This window comes from Caulobacter sp. GW821-FHT12A07 (assembly GCF_058807655.1).
Window position 1 is genome coordinate 176,440 of record NZ_JBXAQX010000002.1, and the last position, 17,394, is coordinate 193,833.

Sequence of the window (17,394 nt, forward strand, 5' to 3'; positions counted from 1 at the left end):
GGGGGCTTGCGACCGGCAATCTGTAATTGTGTGTATGCAGGCGCGAGGCGGTGAACTGATGTCGATCAAGGTCGGGGTGGCCAGTCAGGAATTGTCGGCTGCGTATGCGGCTGTCACGCGCGAGCCTGCTGGCATCGTCTGGAACAAGGTCTGCGTCTCGCTGAAGCGCGAACTGGGCGACGCCGCCTTCGGTTCGTGGATCGCGCCCGCCGTGCTGCGTGAAACGCAAGGCGGCGACGTCGTCCTCGTCACCCCCACGGGCATCGCCCGCGACTGGATCCGTCGCAGCGCCTGGCGCCGCATCGGCGAGCTGTGGGCCGCCGGCGACGCCGTGGGCCGCCGCCTCGATCTGAAGTCGCGCCTCGAATTCGAAGCCTCGGCCGACGCCGCCTCGGCCACCGCCGGCGCCGTCTATGTCGAAGCCAAGGCCCAGCCGATCGAGATCGTGCTGCCGGTCTCCAGCGACGTCCCCGCCGCGCCCGCCCCGGCCGCCGGCAAGACCTCGCCGGTCCAGGGCCTGCAGGAACGCTTCACCTTCGACACCTTCGTCCCCGGTCCGGCCAACGAATTCGCCCACGCCGTGGCGCGCCGCGTCGCCAGCTGGGCCGACGGCCACTTCAACCCGGTGCTGTTCCACGGCCCCTACGGCTTCGGCAAGACGCACCTGCTGAACGCCCTGGCCTGGGAAGCCATGCGCAACGCGCCCAACAAGCGCGTCGTGTACCTGACCGCCGAGCGCTTCCTGTCGACCTTCGTGCGGGCGGTGATGGATCGCCAGACCACGGCCTTCAAGGACGAGCTGCGCGGCGCCGACCTGCTGATCATCGACGACGTGCACTTCATCGCCGGCAAGCAGTCGAGCCAGGAAGAGCTGTTCCACACCCTGACCGCCCTCGTCGAGGACGGCCGCCGGGTGGTGTTCTCGGCCGACCGTCCGCCCTCGGCCATGACCGAGATGGACGCCCGCCTGCGCTCGCACCTGTCGGCGGGCCTGGTCTGCGGCCTGGAGCCGGCCGACCGTTCGCTGCGCCTGGGCATCCTGGAGCGCAAGATCGAGGCGCTGGGCCGCGCCCAGGGCTTCGTCGGCGCCGTGCGTCCCGAAGTGCTGCAGTTCCTGGCCGACCGCTTCACCGACAGCGTCCGCGAACTGGAAGGCGCGCTGAACACCCTGACGGCCCGGGCCGGCGAGCGCCTGCCGCGCCTGACGCTGGACGAGGTCCAGGCGATCCTGCGCCCGCACCTGCGCGGCGGCGAAAAGCGGATCACCATCGACGACATCCAGAAGGCCACGTCCGAGCACTACGGCATGAAGCAGGCCGACCTGCTCAGCGAGCGCCGCAACCGCGCCATCGCCCGTCCGCGCCAGGCGGCCATGTGGCTGGCCAAGCAGCTGACCACCCGCTCGCTGCCGGACATCGGCCGTCGCTTCGGCGGTCGCGACCACACCACCGTCCTGCACGCCGTGCGCCGCATCGAGGCCCTGCGCCAGGACGACGCCGTGCTCAGCCAGGACCTGGAGACCATCACCCGCAAGCTGCGCGGCTGATCGGACTTCCGACGTCGAGATGAAGGGGCCGCTCCGCAAGGGGCGGCCCTTTTCGTTTGGGCGACAGGCGGCGACCGTCATAACCATGGTGCTCGCCGATGGGGGGGGACTGGAATGAAACGGATAGCCTGGCTCTTGCTGCTGATGGCGATCACCGGGTGTTCGCCGCCGTATACGAACCCGCACGCGGGCCAGCCCGTGGCGCGGGACGAGATCAGGCTTTCGATGGCGCAGGTGAATCCCGGCAACGCCCGGGCGGATGCCGCCAAGGCGCTCGGCCGCGGAGACCATCACCTGCTGGGCGTCCATGGCTACAGCGCCCTGGTTCCCGGCGTGGACGACCCCGCCGCTGCTGGTCGGCCGGTCCTGTTCATCGAGGACACTGGCGACCAGATCCGTGACTTCGGGCATGCACGGTTCAACAAGAAGGCCGCCGCCTACGCCCTGGTCTACAATCAGGAACTGCTCAGGTCTGAGAACTAGGCCGGTCGCGCCCGCCTGAGCGTCAGGTTGATCCGCCCGCCGCCCGGTACGAGCCGCGAGGAGCCGGGCAGGATCCGGTCCACGCCGTGGAAGGCCAGGCGCGCGGGGCCCGACAGCCGGCAGACGTCGCCGGAGGCCAGCCGCACGCTGCGGGTCGGGTCCTTGCGCGAGGTTCCGCCGATGCGGAACACCGCCGTGTCGCCCAGTGAGATCGACAGCACCGGAAAGCGCGGGTCGGCCTCGTCGCGGTCCTGGTGCAGGCCCATGCGGGCCTCGGGGCCATAGAGGTTCACCAGGCAGGCGTCGGGCGGGACTTCGGCGTCGCCCAGCCGGGCCCAGAGATCGAGCAGGGCCTGGGGGATTTCCGGCCAGGGCGCGTCCGTGCCGGGATGGCGGTCGGCATAGCGGTAGCCGTCGGCGTCGCTGGTCCAGCCCAGGGGGCCGAGGCTGGTCATGGCCACGCTCATCGCCTTGCCATAGGGCGTGGCGTAGTGGGCCGGCGGCGCGATCGCGGCGGCCGCCAGCACGGTCTCGACCAGCGCCTGCTGGGCGTCCGGCGACAGCAGGCCGGGCCAGAGATCGAAGCCGGGTACGAGGCTGACGGGGTTCATCATTACGCGGAATTAATGCCGCCCAGCGGCCGGATGGGTGTTGGTTTCGCGCCAAGCGGCCGTTGGCCGCACGATCGTTGCATACCAGGGCCGTACATGCGTCGTCTTCTGTCCACCGCCGCGGCGGTCGCGTTGCTTTTCGCCTCCGAAGCCGCTCTCGCGGCGACCACCGGCGCTCAAGGGACCAAGGGCGCGACGCCCGCCACGGTCACCACCCAGCTGCCGCGCAACGCCCATCCGATCCACTACGACCTCTCGTTCACGCCCGACGCGGCCAAGATGAGCTTCACCGCCTCGGTGAAGATCGCCGTCGAGGTGACCCAGCCGACCCGCACCCTGACCCTGCAGGCGGCCGACCTGACCTTCGCCAAGGCCGCGATCGACGGCAAGCCGGCGACCGTCAAGGTCGACGACGAGGCCCAGACCGTGACCTTCACCCTGGCCGCGCCCCTGGCCAAGGGCCAGCATCTGCTGAGCGCCGACTACGCCGGCAAGATCTACACCCAGGCCGCGGGCCTGTTCGCCCTCGACTACGACACCGAGGAGGGCTCCAGGCGCGCCCTCTACACCCAGTTCGAGAACTCCGACGCCCGCCGGTTCATCCCCTCGTGGGACGAGCCGTTCCACAAGGCCACGTTCAGCGTCGAAGCGACCATCCCCACCGGCCAGATGGCCCTGGGCAACATGCCGGTCGCCAAGAGCGTGGATCTGGGCGGCGGCAAGACCCGCGTCACCTTCGCCACCTCGCCCAAGATGTCGACCTACCTGCTGTTCTTCGGCCTGGGCGAGTTCGACCGCGCCAGCATCAAGTCCGCCGGGGTCGACATCGGCGTGGTCACCAAGAAGGGCGACCTGCCCAAGGCCAGGTTCGCCCTGGAATCCGCCGGGCCGCTGGTGGCCTGGTACAACGACTATTTCGGCGTCGATTACCCGCTGCCGGTGCTCGACCACATCGCGGCGCCTGGCCGCAGCCAGTTCTTCAGCGCCATGGAGAACTGGGGGGCGATCTTCTATTTCGAGTACGCCCTGCTGATGGATCCGGCGATCTCGACCCAGCGCGACGCCCAGAACGTCTACACCACCATCGCCCACGAGACCGCCCACCAGTGGTTCGGCAACCTGGTGACCATGGCCTGGTGGGACGACCTGTGGCTCAACGAAGGCTTCGCCTCGTGGATGGAGGGCCGGGCCACCGAGAAGTTCCATCCCGAATGGAAGTCGGAACTGGGCGCGGTGGCCGGGCGCGAATACGCCATGAACCTCGACGGCCTGTCCTCCACCCACCCGGTGGTGCAGCACGTCGAGACGGTCGAGCAGGCCAGCCAGGCCTTCGACGGCATCACCTACCAGAAGGGCGAGGCGGTGATCCGCATGCTCGAGGGCTATGTCGGCGAGGACGCCTGGCGCAGCGGCGTGCGCGCCTACATCAAGGCCCACGCCTACGGCAACACGGTCAGCGACGACCTGTGGAAGGCGGTCGAGGCCTCGGCCGGCAAGCCGATCACCGCCATCGCCCACGACTTCACCCTGCAGCCGGGCGTGCCGCTGATCCGCGTCGAGGGCGGCGCCTGCCAGGCCGGCAAGCAGGTCCTGACCCTGACCCAGGGCGAGTACAGCAAGGACTTCCCGAACAAGAAGCCCCTGTCCTGGCGCGTGCCGGTCAACGCCAAGGCGCTGGACGGCTCGACGCTCGCCAAGACCGTGGTCGAGGGCGGCAAGGCCAGCCTGACGGTCGAGGGCTGCGGCCCGGTCGTCGTCAACGCCGGCCAGAGCGGCTACTACCGCACCCTCTACGCGCCGGCCCGCTTCCAGGCCCTGGCGGCCGATTTCGGCAAGCTGCCGGCCATCGACCAGCTGGGCCTGCTGTCCGACGCCTGGGCCATGGGCACGGCGGGCCAGCAGGGCGCGGCCGACGCCCTGGACCTGATCGCCGCTGCGCCGGCCGACGCCGATCCGCAGGTGCTGTCCAAGGTCGCCGGCGTGCTGTCGGCCATCGACGGCTACTACCAGGGCCAGCCCGAGCGCGCCGCCTTCCGCAAGCTGGCCGTCGCCCGTCTGTCGCCGATGCTGGACCGCGTGGGCTGGACGCCCAAGGCCGGCGAGCCCGATCCCATCGCCATCCTGCGCGGCGACCTGATCGCCACCCTGGGCGAACTGGGCGACCCGGTGGTGGTCGCCGAGGCGCAGCGGCGCTTCGCCGCCGACAAGACCGATCCGTCGGCGATCCCCGGCCCGCTGCGCAAGGCGATCCTCGGCGTCGTGGCGGTCAACGCCGACGCGGCGACCTGGGACGCCATCCACGCCCGGGCGGCGGCCGAGAAGACCCCGCTGGTCCGCGCCCAGCTCTACAGCCTGCTGGCCTCGGCCCGCGACGAGGCCCTGGCCCGCAAGGCGCTGGACCTGGCCCTGACCGCCGAGCCGGGCGAGACCAACGCTTCGAGCATGATCTCGGGCGTGGCCGGCCGCCATCCGGACCTGGCCTTCGACTTCGCCGCCGCCCACAAGGACGCGGTCAACGACAAGGTCGACAACGGCGCCCGCACCCGCTTCATCCCGAGTCTGGCCACCGCCTCGGGCAAGCCGGAGACGGCCGCCAAGCTGAAGGCCTGGGCGGCGGCGAACTTGGCCGAAGGCTCGCGCAAGGAGGCCGACAAGGCGATCGCGGCCATCGAATATCGGGCCAAGGTGCGGTCCGAGCGCCTGCCGGCGATCACCGCCTGGGTCGCCAAGGCCGGCTGAACGGGCCTTTCAAAGCATCGCCGCAGCGTCGACAGCCCGACGCTGCGGCCTTCTGTCTTGCAGATTCCCCTTCTTTCCCTGCGGGAATGGGCTTGCGGGTCGCTGCGTATCCCCCATATCGGGCATCGAAGCGGGGTTGACGGGCTCGTCAACTTCGATTGAACCCTCTCCTTTCGCCCGTTCGCGGGCGGCAGGATTTTGGATCAACGCGACCAACGGGGACGGACCGAGAAAAACCGGGGCGCTTTCATGAGGCCCTTGTCACCGCCGTCCGCCATTCGAGGAGCTGCAGGCACCACACATGAGCAAGATTATCGGTATCGACCTTGGCACCACGAATTCGTGCGTGGCCATCATGGACGGCAAGAACCCGAAGGTGATCGAGAACGCCGAAGGCGCTCGCACCACCCCGTCGGTGGTCGGCTTCCTTGAGGACGGCGAGCGCCTGGTCGGCCAGCCCGCCAAGCGCCAGGCCGTGACCAACCCGACCAACACCCTGTTCGCGATCAAGCGCCTGATTGGCCGCAACGCGAACGACCCGGTGGTCGAGAAGGACAAGGGCATGGTGCCCTACGAGATCGTCAAGGGTCCGACCGGCGACGCCTGGGTCAAGGCCCACGGCAAGGACTACTCGCCCCAGGAAGTCTCGGCCTTCATCCTGCAGAAGATGAAGGAAGCCGCCGAAGCCCACCTCGGCGAGCCGGTCTCCAAGGCCGTCATCACCGTTCCGGCCTACTTCAACGACGCCCAGCGCCAAGCCACCAAGGACGCCGGCAAGATCGCCGGCCTGGAAGTGCTGCGGATCATCAACGAGCCGACCGCGGCGGCCCTGGCCTACGGCCTGGATAAGAACGACGGCAAGAAGATCGCCGTCTACGACCTCGGCGGCGGCACCTTCGACGTCTCGATCCTTGAGATCGGCGACGGCGTGTTCGAGGTGAAGTCGACCAACGGCGACACCTTCCTGGGCGGCGAGGACTTCGACCTTCGGATCGTCGACTACCTGGCCGACGAGTTCAAGAAGGAGCAGGGCGTCGACCTGCGCAAGGACAAGCTGGCCCTCCAGCGCCTGCGCGAAGAGGCGGAAAAGGCCAAGAAGGAGCTGTCCTCGACGGCTCAGTACGAGGTCAACCTGCCGTTCATCAGCATGAACGCCTCGGGCCCGCTGCACCTGAACATCAAGCTGTCGCGCGCCAAGCTGGAAGCCCTGGTCGACGACCTGATCGCCCGCACCATCGGTCCGTGCGAACAGGCCCTCAAGGACGCCGGCCTGAAGAAGAGCGACATCGACGAAGTGATCCTGGTCGGCGGCATGAGCCGCATGCCCAAGGTCCAGCAGGCGGTGCAGGACTTCTTCGGTCGCGAACCCCACAAGGGCGTGAACCCCGATGAAGTCGTGGCGCTGGGCGCGGCCGTTCAGGCCGGCGTGCTGCAAGGCGACGTCAAGGACGTGCTGCTGCTCGACGTGACCCCGCTGACGCTGGGCATCGAGACCCTGGGCGGCGTGTTCACCCCGCTGATCGAGCGCAACACCACCATCCCGACCAAGCGCTCGCAGACCTTCTCGACCGCCGACGACAACCAGTCGGCCGTGACCATCCGCGTGTTCCAGGGCGAACGCCCGATGGCCGTGGACAACAAGATCCTCGGCCAGTTCGACCTGGTGGGCATCCCGCCGGCGCCGCGCGGCGTGCCGCAGATCGAGGTCACGTTCGACATCGACGCCAACGGCATCGTCCAGGTCCACGCCAAGGACAAGGCGACCAACAAGGAGCACTCGATCCGCATCCAGGCCAATGGCGGCCTGTCGGACGCGGACATCGAGCGCATGGTCAAGGAAGCCGAGGCCAACAAGGCCGCCGACGAGCAGAAGAAGAAGCTGGTCGAGGCCAAGAACCAGGGCGAGGCGATCCTGCACTCGACCGAGAAGGCCCTGGCCGATCACGGCGACAAGGTCGGCGCGCCCGAGAAGGCCGCCATCGAGACCGGGATCACCGAACTGAAGGCCGCTCTGGAAAGCGAAGACGTCGAGGCCATCCAGGCCAAGACCCAGGCGCTGATCCAGGCCTCGATGAAGCTGGGCGAAGCCATGTACGCCTCGCAGCAGGACGGCGAGGGCGCTGACGGCGCGCAAGCCGCCGCGGACGACGGCGTGGTCGACGCCGAGTTCGAGGAAGTCGACGGCAACGACAAGCCGGCCGCGTGACCAAGGGTCGCGGGGAACCCGGGCGCGAACGTCTTGCGCCGGGGTTCCCCGTCCCCCACCTCATCCGGGTGTCAGTAGCGATCAGGCCGATGTCGAAAGCTCTTCCATCGCCGCGCTCCCCAGGGGCGCATAGCGCGTCCCGTCGTTGCAATCGCAGGGTTGCGTCGGTAGATTTCCCTAATCTTATGGTTGGGGGATATCATGAAGCGTCTCGTCGTCCTGCTGCTGGGACTGATGCTGCTCGTGCCGACGGCGGCGAGCGCCGCGCGCTTCGGCAAGCGGGAAGAGGTCCAGCGGATCGCGCCGGTCTCGCTTCCCGGGCCGAGCGGCGAGCGCCTCTATCTGGGCAACAAGATCACCACCTACTGGCTGGGCGGCGGCCTCTATCTGAAGGACGACGGCTACGTCTTGGGCGTGGCCGGGGACGACAAGGCCTACTACGTCCTGACGCCGGAAAAGATCGCCATCGCCCAGAAGGCCGGGCTTCTGCCCGACCCGCTTCCCGCCTATCAGATCCATCCCATTCAATATCTGCTTGGCTATTCGTTCTGGCTCGTTCTGGTCGTTGTCATCGCCTGGAGCCTGATCCAGTCGGCCTGGCAGAAATCCCGAGCCGTGACGCGGCGAAAGCCTGGAACAGCGTTAACCTGACGCGGAGCGGTCGAGCCGTTTTCCGCGGCGAGATGTAAGGCCGATGCGCGACTATTACGAAATCCTCGGCGTGAACCGGACCTGCGACGACGCGGGCCTGAAGTCCGCCTTCCGCAAGCTGGCGATGCAGCACCACCCCGACCGCAACGGCGGTTGCGAGGACGCCAGCGGGCGGTTCAAGGAGATCAACGAGGCCTATTCGGTTCTCTCCGATCCGCAGAAGCGCGCCGCCTACGACCGCTTCGGCCACGCCGGCGTCAACGGCCCGCAGGGCGGTCCCGGCGGCGGCCAGGGCTTCGACGCCAGCGACATCTTCGGCGACGTGTTCGGGGACGTCTTCGGCGAGATGTTCGGCGGCGGCCGTCGCCAGTCCAATGGCCCGCAACGGGGCCAGGACCTGCGCTACGACCTGGAGATCAGCCTCGAGCAGGCCTATGCCGGCGCCGAGGTCGAGATCACCGTCCCCGCGGCCATGACCTGCGAGGTCTGCGACGGCTCCGGCGCCAAGCCCGGCACCAGCCCCACCGTCTGCGGCTCGTGCGGCGGCGCCGGCCGCGTGCGCGCCACCCAAGGCTTCTTCTCGGTCGAGCGCGCCTGCCCCCGCTGCGGCGGCTCGGGCCGCCTGGTGCTCGACCCCTGCGCCGGCTGCCATGGCCACGGCCAGGTCCGCAAGGAACGCATCCTGTCGGTGCGCATCCCGGCCGGCGTCGACGACGGCGCCCGCATCCGCCTGGCGGGCGAGGGCGACGCAGGGCAACGCGGCGGTCCGCGCGGCGACCTCTACCTCTTCCTGTCGGTGACCCCGCACGAGCTCTTCGAGCGCGACGGCCTGGATCTGCTCTGCACCGTGCCGGTGCCGATGACTGTGGCCGCCCTCGGCGGCGAGATCGAGGCCCCGTGCCTGAAGGGCGGCGAGACCTGCGACGGCACCTGCCGCGTCAGCGTCAAGGTTCCCGAAGGCGCCCAGACCGGCAAGACCGTCCGCCTGAAGGGCAAGGGCATGCCGTCGCTGCGCAACCGCCAGCGCGGCGACCTGGTGGTCGAGCTGTTCGTCGAGACCCCGACCCACCTGTCGGCCCGGCAGAAGGAGCTCCTCAAGGAGCTGGCCGGCCTGTGCGACGACAAGCAGAACCCCAAGTCGGCCAACTTCGTCGGCAAGGCCAAGCGCTTCTGGGAAGAAGTGACGGGCAGCTGAGGCCGGACGGCCCCGATGTGGTTGCAGGATGGGCCCGCCCTTGTGGCGGGCCTTTTCGCGTCTGAACGGGCCTAGAGATCGGTCCGGCGATCGGCCTTCAGGGCGCGGATCAGGCCGAAGCCGTAGCCCTCGGGTGTTTCCTTGATGGCTTCGCAGGTGTTCAGCCGTCCCGCGATCCCGACCTTGCACCGGATGACGGCCGAACCGCCGACCTCGTCCTTCTGGGCCCGCTCCGGATAGTACTCGGCCATCTGATCGGCCGTCGGCTTGCGCAGCCAGTCGGGCCTGTAGGTGCTCTCGTCGCCGCTCATGCCGCCCCCGCGTTCGGCGAGAACTTATGGCTGGGTTATCGACGGGGCAATCGTCCGGCGCATGGTTCTGAGGCGCTCGCGTCACGCGGTCGGATAACTTGCAAATTCTGCAAGTAATTACCGCGTGCGGATCCGAAAAACCCCCGTCGCACCCCTTAACGAAAACCGCGACGCTCTGTAGTTTCCGGTCGGATGAACGCCCCGGTTTCTCCGCCCACTCAGACCTTCGACGCCACCGGCGCCACGCCGGTGATGCAGCAGTTCTTCGACATGAAGACCCGGCAGCCCGACGCGCTGCTGTTCTTCCGGATGGGCGATTTCTACGAGCTGTTTTTCGACGACGCGATCCGCGCGGCGGCGGCGCTGGGCATCTCGCAGACCTTCCGGGGCAACCACAACGGCCAGCCGATCCCGATGGCGGGCGTGCCGCACCACGCGGCCGAGGCCTATGTGTCCAAGCTGATCCGCATGGGCTTCAAGGTCGCCGTCTGCGAGCAGATGGAAGACCCGGCCGAAGCCAAGAAGCGCGGCTCCAAGTCGGTGGTCCGCCGCGACATCGTCCGGGTGGTCACGCCGGGCACCCTGACCGAGGATGGCCTGCTGGACGCCCGGGGGGCCAACCGCCTGGCGGCCGTGGCCATCCGCGCCGGCCAGGCCGCCGTGGCGTCCGTCGAGCTCTCCACCGGCGAGGTCGAGTGCTTCTCGACCGGCAAGGACGGGGTCGGCCCGCTGCTGGCGGCCCTGTCGCCGTCCGAGACCCTGATCGCCGACCGCCTGCTGGCCGACGATCACCTGGCCCAGACCCTGAAGATCTGCGGCGGGCTGATCCAGCCCATGCCCTCGGCGCTATCGGAGCCGCAGGCCTCGGAGACCCGGGTCAAGCGCCTCTACGGCGTCGACACCCTGGACGGTTTCGGCGGCCTGTCGCCGGCCGAGGTGGGGGCTCTGGGCCTGATCGCGGCGCACCTGGAGATGACCCAGGCCGGCAAGCTGCCGGCCCTGCGCGCCCCGCGCCGCGCGGCCGAGGCCGACGTCATGTCGATCGACCCGGCCACCCGCTCCAGCCTGGAGATCGACCGCACCCAGGGCGGCGACCGCAACGGCTCGCTGCTGGCGGTCATCGACCGCACGGTCAGCGCCGGCGGCGCGCGCATGCTGGCTGCGCGCCTGGCCCGGCCTCTGCTCGACCCAGCCGCCATCGACCAGCGCCTGGACGCCGTCGAGTGGTTCGTCGATCACCGCTCCCTGCGTGAGCGTCTGCGCGAGCAGTTGAAGGGCGCGGGCGACATGGCCCGGGGCCTGGCCCGCCTGGCGCTGGGGCGCGGGGGTCCGCGCGACCTGGCCTGCCTGCGCGACGGCCTGAAGACCGGCGAGAAGCTGGCCGGCATGGTCGGCGGTTCGGGCGACCCGCTGTCGCCGCCGCCGGTCGAGCTGGAGGGCGCGCTCTCGGCCCTGACCCCGTCGCTGCACCAGGGGATTTCGCAGCTCCTGAGCACCCTCGAAGCCGGCCTTGGCCCCGACCTGCCGGCCCTGGCCCGCGACGGCGGCTTCGTGGCCCCGGGCGTGCGTCCGGAGCTCGACCAGGCCCGCTCCCTGCGCGACGACAGCCGCCGGGTCGTGGCCGCGCTCGAGCAGCGGCTCATTCAAGAGGCGGGCGTCCCGCTGAAGATCCGCCACAACGGCGTGCTCGGCTATTTCGTCGAGGCCACGGCCGGCAAGGCCGACCCGCTGTTCCAGCCGCCGCTGAACGCCACCTTCATCCACCGCCAGACGCTGGCCAACCAGGTGCGTTTCACCACGGTGGAGCTGGCCGATCTGGACGCCCGCATCGCCCAGGCCGCCGAGCGGGCTCTGGCCATGGAAGTGGCCGCCTTCGAGGACTGGCGCGCCGAGGCCGCCGCCCTGGCCGCGCCGATCCAGGCCGCCGCCGAGGCCCTGGCCCGCCTCGACGTCGCCGCCGCCCTGGCCGAATGGGCCGAGGACGCCGGGGCCGTGCGCCCGGTGGTCGACAAGTCGCTGGCCTTCGAGGCCAAGGCCGCCCGCCACCCGGTGGTCGAGGCCGCCGTGCGCCGCGCCGGCGACCCTTACACCCCCAACGACTGCCGGCTGGACGCCGCCGGCGAGGTCGCCGCGCGTCTTTCCATCGTCACCGGCCCGAACATGGCCGGTAAGTCGACCTTCCTGCGCCAGAACGCCCTCTTGGCGATCCTGGCGCAGTCGGGCTGCTACGTGCCGGCCAAGAGCTTCCGGCTGGGCGTGGTCGACCGGCTGTTCAGCCGCGTCGGCGCGGGCGACGACCTGGCCCGGGGCCGCTCGACCTTCATGATGGAGATGGTCGAGACCGCCGCCATCCTGACCCAGGCCACGCCCCGCAGCCTGGTCATCCTCGACGAGATCGGCCGCGGCACCGCCACCTATGACGGCCTGGCCATCGCCTGGGCCTGCGCGGAGTCGCTGCACGACACCAACCGCTGCCGCGCCCTGTTCGCCACGCACTATCACGAGCTGGCGACGCTGGAGGAGCGGATGGCGTACGTCTCCAACCTCAGCCTCCGGGCCAAGGAGTGGAACGGCGACCTGGTCTTCCTGCACGAGGCGGCCGACGGTCCGGCCGACCGCTCCTACGGCGTGCAGGTGGCCAAGCTGGCCGGGGTGCCGCCGCAGGTGGTCGCCCGCGCCAAGGAGGTGCTCGACCGCCTGGAGAGCAAGACCGAATCACCGGCCAAGCTCGACGACCTGCCGTTGTTCGCGGCCTCGGCCCCGGTCATGGCGGCGCCTGCGGTTTCGGCGCCCAGTGTCGTCGATGCGGCCCTCAAGGACCTCGATGTCGACGGCATGAGCCCGCGCGAGGCCCTGGAGGCGCTTTATCGTCTTAAGGGTCTGCTCAAGGCTTGAGATCAATCATAGGAGCATGGCGGCGGCCGCTCACGGCGGCTGCTTTGGCCGTCTCGTTGGGGTAACCATATAACCGCCATGCCCCGTCGCCTTCGCCCCACGCCCCTGGAACATGTCGTCGACGGCCACGCCCTGCGCGCGCGCCTGTCGGCCGCCGCGCTGGACGCCATCGGCGACGAGGCCGCCCAGCGCGCCCGGGCCATCGAGATCCTCAAGCAGGCCCTGTTCCGCGGCCGGATGATCGCCAAGGAGCGGCTGGAGAACGGCGCCAGCGGGGTCGAGACCGCCCGCCTGCTCAGCGGCGTCACCGACGAGGTGATCACCGCCCTCTACGACTTCACGACGGTGCACGTGTTCCGGGCCCGCAACCCCACCGAGGGCGAGCGCCTGGCCCTGCTGGCCGTGGGCGGCTACGGCCGCGCCACCCTGGCGCCGTTCAGCGACATCGATCTCCTGTTCCTGCGGCCCTACAAGCAGACGCCGCACGTCGAGAGCGTGATCGAGTACATGCTCTATGCGCTGTGGGACCTGGGCTTCAAGGTCGGCCACGCCTCGCGCACGATCGAGGAATGCGTCCGCCTGTCGAAGGAGGACTTCACGATCCGCACCTCGATCCTCGAGGCGCGGCGCCTGACCGGCGACGAGCGCCTGGCGGCCGACCTCAAGAGGCGCTTCCGCGACGAGGTCATGAAGGGCACCGGCCAGCAGTTCGTGGCCGCCAAGCTCAAGGAGCGCGACGACCGCCAGGCCCGCGCCGGCGCCAGCCGCTACATGGTCGAGCCCAACGTCAAGGAAGGGAAGGGCGGTCTTCGCGACCTGCACACCCTGGTGTGGATCGCCGAGTACCTGCATCCGGTCGACAAGCCCGAGGACGTCTTCAAGCTGGAGCTGTTCTCCAGCCGCGAGACCAAGGCCTTCATCCGCGCCTTCGATTTCCTGCATGCGGTGCGCGCCCACCTGCACTTCACGACCGGCCGGCCCGAAGAGCGGCTGACCTTCGACCTGCAGCCCGAGATCGCCCGCCGCATGGGCTATGGCGACCGGGGCGACGCCCCGGCGGTCGAGCGCTTCATGCGCCGCTACTTCCTGATCGCCAAGGAGGTCGGGGCCCTGACCCGCGCCTTCTCGGCCAAGCTGGAGGCCGAGCACTTCAAGAACGAGCCCAAGGGCATCTCGCGCTTCCTCCCGGGCGGCAAGCCCAAGCGCAAGGCCCTGGACGCGCCGGGCTTCTACGAGGACGGCGGCCGGCTGAATATCGAGGGGCCGGAGGTCTTCGAGCGCGACCCGGTCAACCTGATCCGCCTGTTCAAGATCGCCGACGAGCGCGACCTGGATCTGCATCCCGACGCCTTCACGGCGGTGACCCGCAACCTCGGCCTCATCACCTCGAAGGTGCGCCGCGACCCGCACGCCACCCAGGCCTTCCTCGACCTTCTGGCGCGGGGCAAGCGCAGCTACCGCACCCTGACCCTGATGAACGACGCCGGCGTGCTGGGCCGCTTCATCCCGGAGTTCGGCCGGGTCGTGGCCCAGATGCAGTTCAACATGTACCACTCGTACACGGTGGACGAGCACACCCTGCGGGCCGTCGGCCTGATCGGCGACATGGCCGCAGGCCGCCTGTCGGAAGACCATCCGCTGGCCGTGTCGATCATGCCGCTGATCGAGGACCGTGAGGCCCTGTTCCTGGCCATGCTGCTGCACGACACCGGCAAGGGCGGGGTCGGCGGCCAGGAAAAGGCCGGGGCCCGATCGGCCCGCAGCGCCTGCGAGCGCCTGGGCGTCGAGCGCAGCAAGGTCGAGCTGGTCGCCTGGCTGGTCGAGAACCACCTCGTGATGAGCGATTTCGCCCAGAAGCGCGATGTGTCGGATCCCGGCACGGTGGCGGCCTTCGCGCGCATCGTCGAGAACCCCGAGCGCCTGCGCCTGCTGCTGGTCATCACCGTCGCCGACATCCGGGCCGTGGGGCCGGGGGTGTGGAACGGCTGGAAGGGTCAGCTGCTGCGCGAGCTCTACAACGCTACCGAGGCCGTCTTCCGCGGCGGGCGCGGCAGCGACGCGGCCATCCACGTCCAGCGCCACCAGGAAGCCGCCGCCGCCGGGGCGCGCGAAACCCTGGTCGCCGCCGATCCGGCCGCAAAGGGCTGGGCCGCGGCCATGGAGGACGCCTATTTCGGGGCCTTCGGCTCGCAGGACCTGCTCGACCACGCCGCGCTCGCCCGCCGCGCCGCCATCCAGGGCGGGGCCGCCGCCGAGGGCCGGGTGGCCTCGGGCTCCAACGCCGCCGAGGTCGTCATCGCCGCCAAGGACCGTCGCGGCCTGTTCGCCGACCTCGCTTTGGCCATCTCGTCCCTGGGCGGCAACGTCGTCGGGGCGCGGGTCTTCACCTCCCGCCAGGGGCAGGCGCTGGACGTGTTCTACGTGCAGGACGTCACCGGCGCGCCGCTCGGCTGCGAGAACCCGCGCGCCCTGCGCCGCCTTGCCGACGCCCTGGAAGCCGCCGGGCGCGGCGAGGGCGTCAGCGTCGAGAGCCGGCGCGGCGCGGAACTGGCCCGCACCGCCGCCTTCGCCATCGCCCCGACCGTGGTGGTCGACAACGAGGCCTCCAACGAGGCCACCGTCGTCGAGGCCTCGGGCCGCGACCGGCCTGGTCTGCTGCAAGCCCTGGCCCGCACCCTGGCCGACAACGGCCTGTCCATCCAGTCGGCCCATATCGACGGTTATGGCGAGCGGGCGGTCGACGCCTTCTACGTCCAGACCGCCGAGGGCGGGAAGCTGGGCGACAGCCGCAAGATCTCGACCCTCAAGGCCGACCTGCTGGCGGCCCTGGAGCAGAACGAAGCCGGCGCGCCCAGCACCCGTCCGGGCCTGAAGCGGGCGCGGGCCAGCGTGGCGCGGTAGACCCCCTCAGTCGCTCCGCGACAGCTCCCCCAGAGGGGGAGCATCTTGACGCCGCGCCGACCAGATCCTCCCCCTCTGGGGGAGGTGGCCCGGAGGGCCGGAGGGGGTCTTCTGGTGCAGTTCCGGTGAAACCTCGATGCAGCCTCCGCGCCGTAGCTTGACGCCTGTTCTCCGAGCGCCCAGAAGCCGGACGTGACCGACACTCCCGCCGCCGCGCCCGAACCGACGCCTGCTCCCGCCGCCAAGAAGGGCGGAGGACTGTTCAGGTCGTCGGCGATCTATTCCGGCCTAACCCTGGTCAGCCGGTTCATGGGTTTCGCGCGAGACCTGGCCGTGTCGTACCGGATGGGCGCCAGCGCCACCCCGGCGGCCGACGCCTACAACGCCGCCCTGGCCTTCCCGAACCTCTTCCGCCGGTTCTTCGCCGAGGGCGCCTTCGCGGCGGCCTTCGTGCCGGCCTACGCCAAGTCTCTGCAGCGCGACGGCGAGGAGAAGGCCGACATCCTGGCGGCCGACGCCATGGCCACGCTTGCGGCCTCGACCATTATCATCACCGTGATCTGCCAGTTGGCCATGCCGTGGCTGATGATGCTGATCAGCCCCGGCTTCGGCTGGGGCACCGAGAAGTACAAGCTGGCGGTGCTGCTGACCCAGATCACCATGCCCTACCTGCCGTGCATGGCGATCGTGGCCCACCTGTCGGGGGTGCTGAACGCCCGCGACCGCTTCATCCTGTCGGCCGGCGCGCCGATCCTGCTGAACATCTTCACCCTGGCCTTCATCCTGCCCCAGACCACGGCGGTCTCGGCGGCGACCTGGGGTTCGGTCGGCGTGGTGGTGGCGGGCGTCGCCCAGGCCGCCCTGCTGACCTGGGGCGTCAACAAGTCGGGGGCCAAGGTCCACTGGCGGCTGCCGCGCCTGACGCCGGAAGTGCGCGAACTGATCGGCAAGGCCATTCCCGGCGCCCTGGCGGCCAGCGCCACCCAGGTCAACATCTTCATCTCCGGGGCCCTGGCCAGCCACGTTCCCGGCGGCCGCACCTGGCTGGCCACCGCCGACCGCCTGTACCAGCTGCCGCTGGGCCTGGTGGGCGTGGCCATCGGCGTCGCCCTGCTGCCGCGCCTGTCGCGCGCCGTGCACTCGGGCGACCGCGAGGACGCCCAAGGGGCGATGGACCAGGCGGTCGCCCTGGCCATGGCTCTGACCCTGCCGGCCGCCGCCGCCCTGGCGGCCATGCCGGGCTTCCTGTCGGACGGCCTCTACACGCGCGGCGAGTTCACCGCCTTCGACGCCAGCCAGACGGCGGCGGCCCTGTTCTTCTACGGCCTGGGCACCCCGGCCTTCGTGCTGCAGCAGCTCTATTCGCGGGCCTTCTTCGCGCGCGGCGACACCAAGAGCCCGATGCGCTTCGCCCTGATCTCGGTGGCGGTCAACATCGGCCTGGGCCTCCTGCTGTTCCAGCTGATGGGGGTGAAGGGCATCGCCGCCGCCACCGCCGTGGCCTCGTGGCTCAATGTCGGCCAGATGGCCTTCGGCCTGTGGCGCAAGAAGGACTACAACCCTTCGCTCGACACTTGGTCGCGCCTGGCGCGGATCCTGGCCGCCAGCCTGGGCATGGCCCTGCTGCTGGCCGCCGCCTCGCACTGGCGTCACCTGATCGAGGCCCCGCTGCGCGGTATCGGCCTGACCGGCCACGCCATCGGCGCCAAGGAGTTCGCCCTGGCCCTGACCTGCCTGACCGGCGCGGCGCTCTATCCGCCGCTGCTGTTCCTGTTCGGCGGGGTCAAGCCCAGCGAGCTGAAGGCGGTCCTGCGGCGGGGCAAGGCTTGATCCGAGGCCTCAGGCCCGGTAACGAG

Annotated in this window: 11 protein-coding genes; 9 read left to right on the forward strand and 2 right to left on the reverse strand. The window is 70.0% G+C overall.

Annotation, left to right across the window (positions count from 1 at the left end):
* Positions 1-58 precede the first annotated feature (58 nt).
* Complete coding sequence (dnaA, locus tag AC1RRS_RS04585) at positions 59-1,546, forward strand: chromosomal replication initiator protein DnaA (RefSeq protein ID WP_487291608.1); 1,488 nt, start codon at positions 59-61, stop codon at positions 1,544-1,546.
* Between the two features lie 114 nt (positions 1,547-1,660).
* Positions 1,661-2,029 carry a hypothetical protein gene (locus AC1RRS_RS04590; protein WP_492854133.1) on the forward strand — a complete coding sequence of 123 codons (369 nt, stop codon included), beginning with the start codon at positions 1,661-1,663 and terminating at the stop codon, positions 2,027-2,029.
* Here the strand turns inward: AC1RRS_RS04590 and AC1RRS_RS04595 are convergent.
* Positions 2,026-2,643, reverse strand: a complete 618-nt coding sequence (locus tag AC1RRS_RS04595; protein WP_492854134.1) for an alpha-ketoglutarate-dependent dioxygenase AlkB — start codon at positions 2,641-2,643, stop codon at positions 2,026-2,028. The genes AC1RRS_RS04590 and AC1RRS_RS04595 overlap by 4 nt on opposite strands.
* A 93-nt stretch (positions 2,644-2,736) precedes the next feature.
* Here AC1RRS_RS04595 and AC1RRS_RS04600 point away from each other — a divergent pair, with 93 nt between their 5' ends.
* From AC1RRS_RS04600 to dnaJ, 4 genes are all read left to right on the forward strand, one after another.
* Complete coding sequence (locus AC1RRS_RS04600) at positions 2,737-5,379, forward strand: M1 family metallopeptidase (RefSeq protein WP_492854135.1); 2,643 nt, start codon at positions 2,737-2,739, stop codon at positions 5,377-5,379.
* Between the two features lie 301 nt (positions 5,380-5,680).
* Positions 5,681-7,585: a molecular chaperone DnaK gene (gene dnaK / locus AC1RRS_RS04605; protein ID WP_487291604.1), complete on the forward strand. Its 1,905-nt coding sequence runs from the start codon at positions 5,681-5,683 to the stop codon at positions 7,583-7,585.
* Positions 7,586-7,786: 201 nt separating this feature from the next.
* Positions 7,787-8,236: a hypothetical protein gene (locus tag AC1RRS_RS04610; protein ID WP_492854136.1), complete on the forward strand. Its 450-nt coding sequence runs from the start codon at positions 7,787-7,789 to the stop codon at positions 8,234-8,236.
* Between the two features lie 43 nt (positions 8,237-8,279).
* Positions 8,280-9,431: a molecular chaperone DnaJ gene (dnaJ, locus tag AC1RRS_RS04615; protein WP_492854137.1), complete on the forward strand. Its 1,152-nt coding sequence runs from the start codon at positions 8,280-8,282 to the stop codon at positions 9,429-9,431.
* A gap of 71 nt (positions 9,432-9,502) precedes the next feature.
* Here dnaJ and AC1RRS_RS04620 read toward each other — a convergent pair whose 3' ends face one another.
* On the reverse strand, positions 9,503-9,742 hold the full coding sequence (locus AC1RRS_RS04620) for a hypothetical protein (RefSeq protein WP_492854138.1): 240 nt from the start codon (positions 9,740-9,742) through the stop codon (positions 9,503-9,505).
* A 192-nt stretch (positions 9,743-9,934) separates the two neighbouring features.
* Between AC1RRS_RS04620 and mutS the strand changes: the two genes are divergently transcribed.
* The 3 genes from mutS to murJ all read left to right on the forward strand — a co-directional run bounded on the left by mutS (position 9,935) and on the right by murJ (position 17,368).
* Positions 9,935-12,637 carry a DNA mismatch repair protein MutS gene (gene mutS / locus AC1RRS_RS04625; protein WP_492854139.1) on the forward strand — a complete coding sequence of 901 codons (2,703 nt, stop codon included), beginning with the start codon at positions 9,935-9,937 and terminating at the stop codon, positions 12,635-12,637.
* A 78-nt stretch (positions 12,638-12,715) separates the two neighbouring features.
* The gene (locus AC1RRS_RS04630) at positions 12,716-15,538 is read left to right on the forward strand and encodes a [protein-PII] uridylyltransferase (RefSeq protein ID WP_492854140.1); all 2,823 of its coding nucleotides are present in this window, start codon (positions 12,716-12,718) and stop codon (positions 15,536-15,538) included.
* 192 nt (positions 15,539-15,730) lie between these two features.
* The gene (gene murJ, locus AC1RRS_RS04635; RefSeq protein WP_492854141.1) at positions 15,731-17,368 is read left to right on the forward strand and encodes a murein biosynthesis integral membrane protein MurJ; all 1,638 of its coding nucleotides are present in this window, start codon (positions 15,731-15,733) and stop codon (positions 17,366-17,368) included.
* Positions 17,369-17,394 lie beyond the last annotated feature (26 nt).

Excerpts from the sequence above, each read along its gene's own strand:
- AC1RRS_RS04600 (WP_492854135.1), top strand. The coding sequence starts at position 2,737 with ATGCGTCGTCTTCTGTCCACCGCCGCGGCGGTCGCGTTGCTTTTCGCC.
- AC1RRS_RS04630 (WP_492854140.1), top strand. The coding sequence starts at position 12,716 with ATGCCCCGTCGCCTTCGCCCCACGCCCCTGGAACATGTCGTCGACGGC.
- mutS (WP_492854139.1), top strand. The coding sequence starts at position 9,935 with ATGAACGCCCCGGTTTCTCCGCCCACTCAGACCTTCGACGCCACCGGC.
- AC1RRS_RS04620 (WP_492854138.1), bottom strand. The coding sequence starts at position 9,742 with ATGAGCGGCGACGAGAGCACCTACAGGCCCGACTGGCTGCGCAAGCCG.
- AC1RRS_RS04610 (WP_492854136.1), top strand. The coding sequence starts at position 7,787 with ATGAAGCGTCTCGTCGTCCTGCTGCTGGGACTGATGCTGCTCGTGCCG.
- dnaA (WP_487291608.1), top strand. The coding sequence starts at position 59 with ATGTCGATCAAGGTCGGGGTGGCCAGTCAGGAATTGTCGGCTGCGTAT.
- dnaK (WP_487291604.1), top strand. The coding sequence starts at position 5,681 with ATGAGCAAGATTATCGGTATCGACCTTGGCACCACGAATTCGTGCGTG.
- AC1RRS_RS04590 (WP_492854133.1), top strand. The coding sequence starts at position 1,661 with ATGAAACGGATAGCCTGGCTCTTGCTGCTGATGGCGATCACCGGGTGT.
- AC1RRS_RS04595 (WP_492854134.1), bottom strand. The coding sequence starts at position 2,643 with ATGATGAACCCCGTCAGCCTCGTACCCGGCTTCGATCTCTGGCCCGGC.
- dnaJ (WP_492854137.1), top strand. The coding sequence starts at position 8,280 with ATGCGCGACTATTACGAAATCCTCGGCGTGAACCGGACCTGCGACGAC.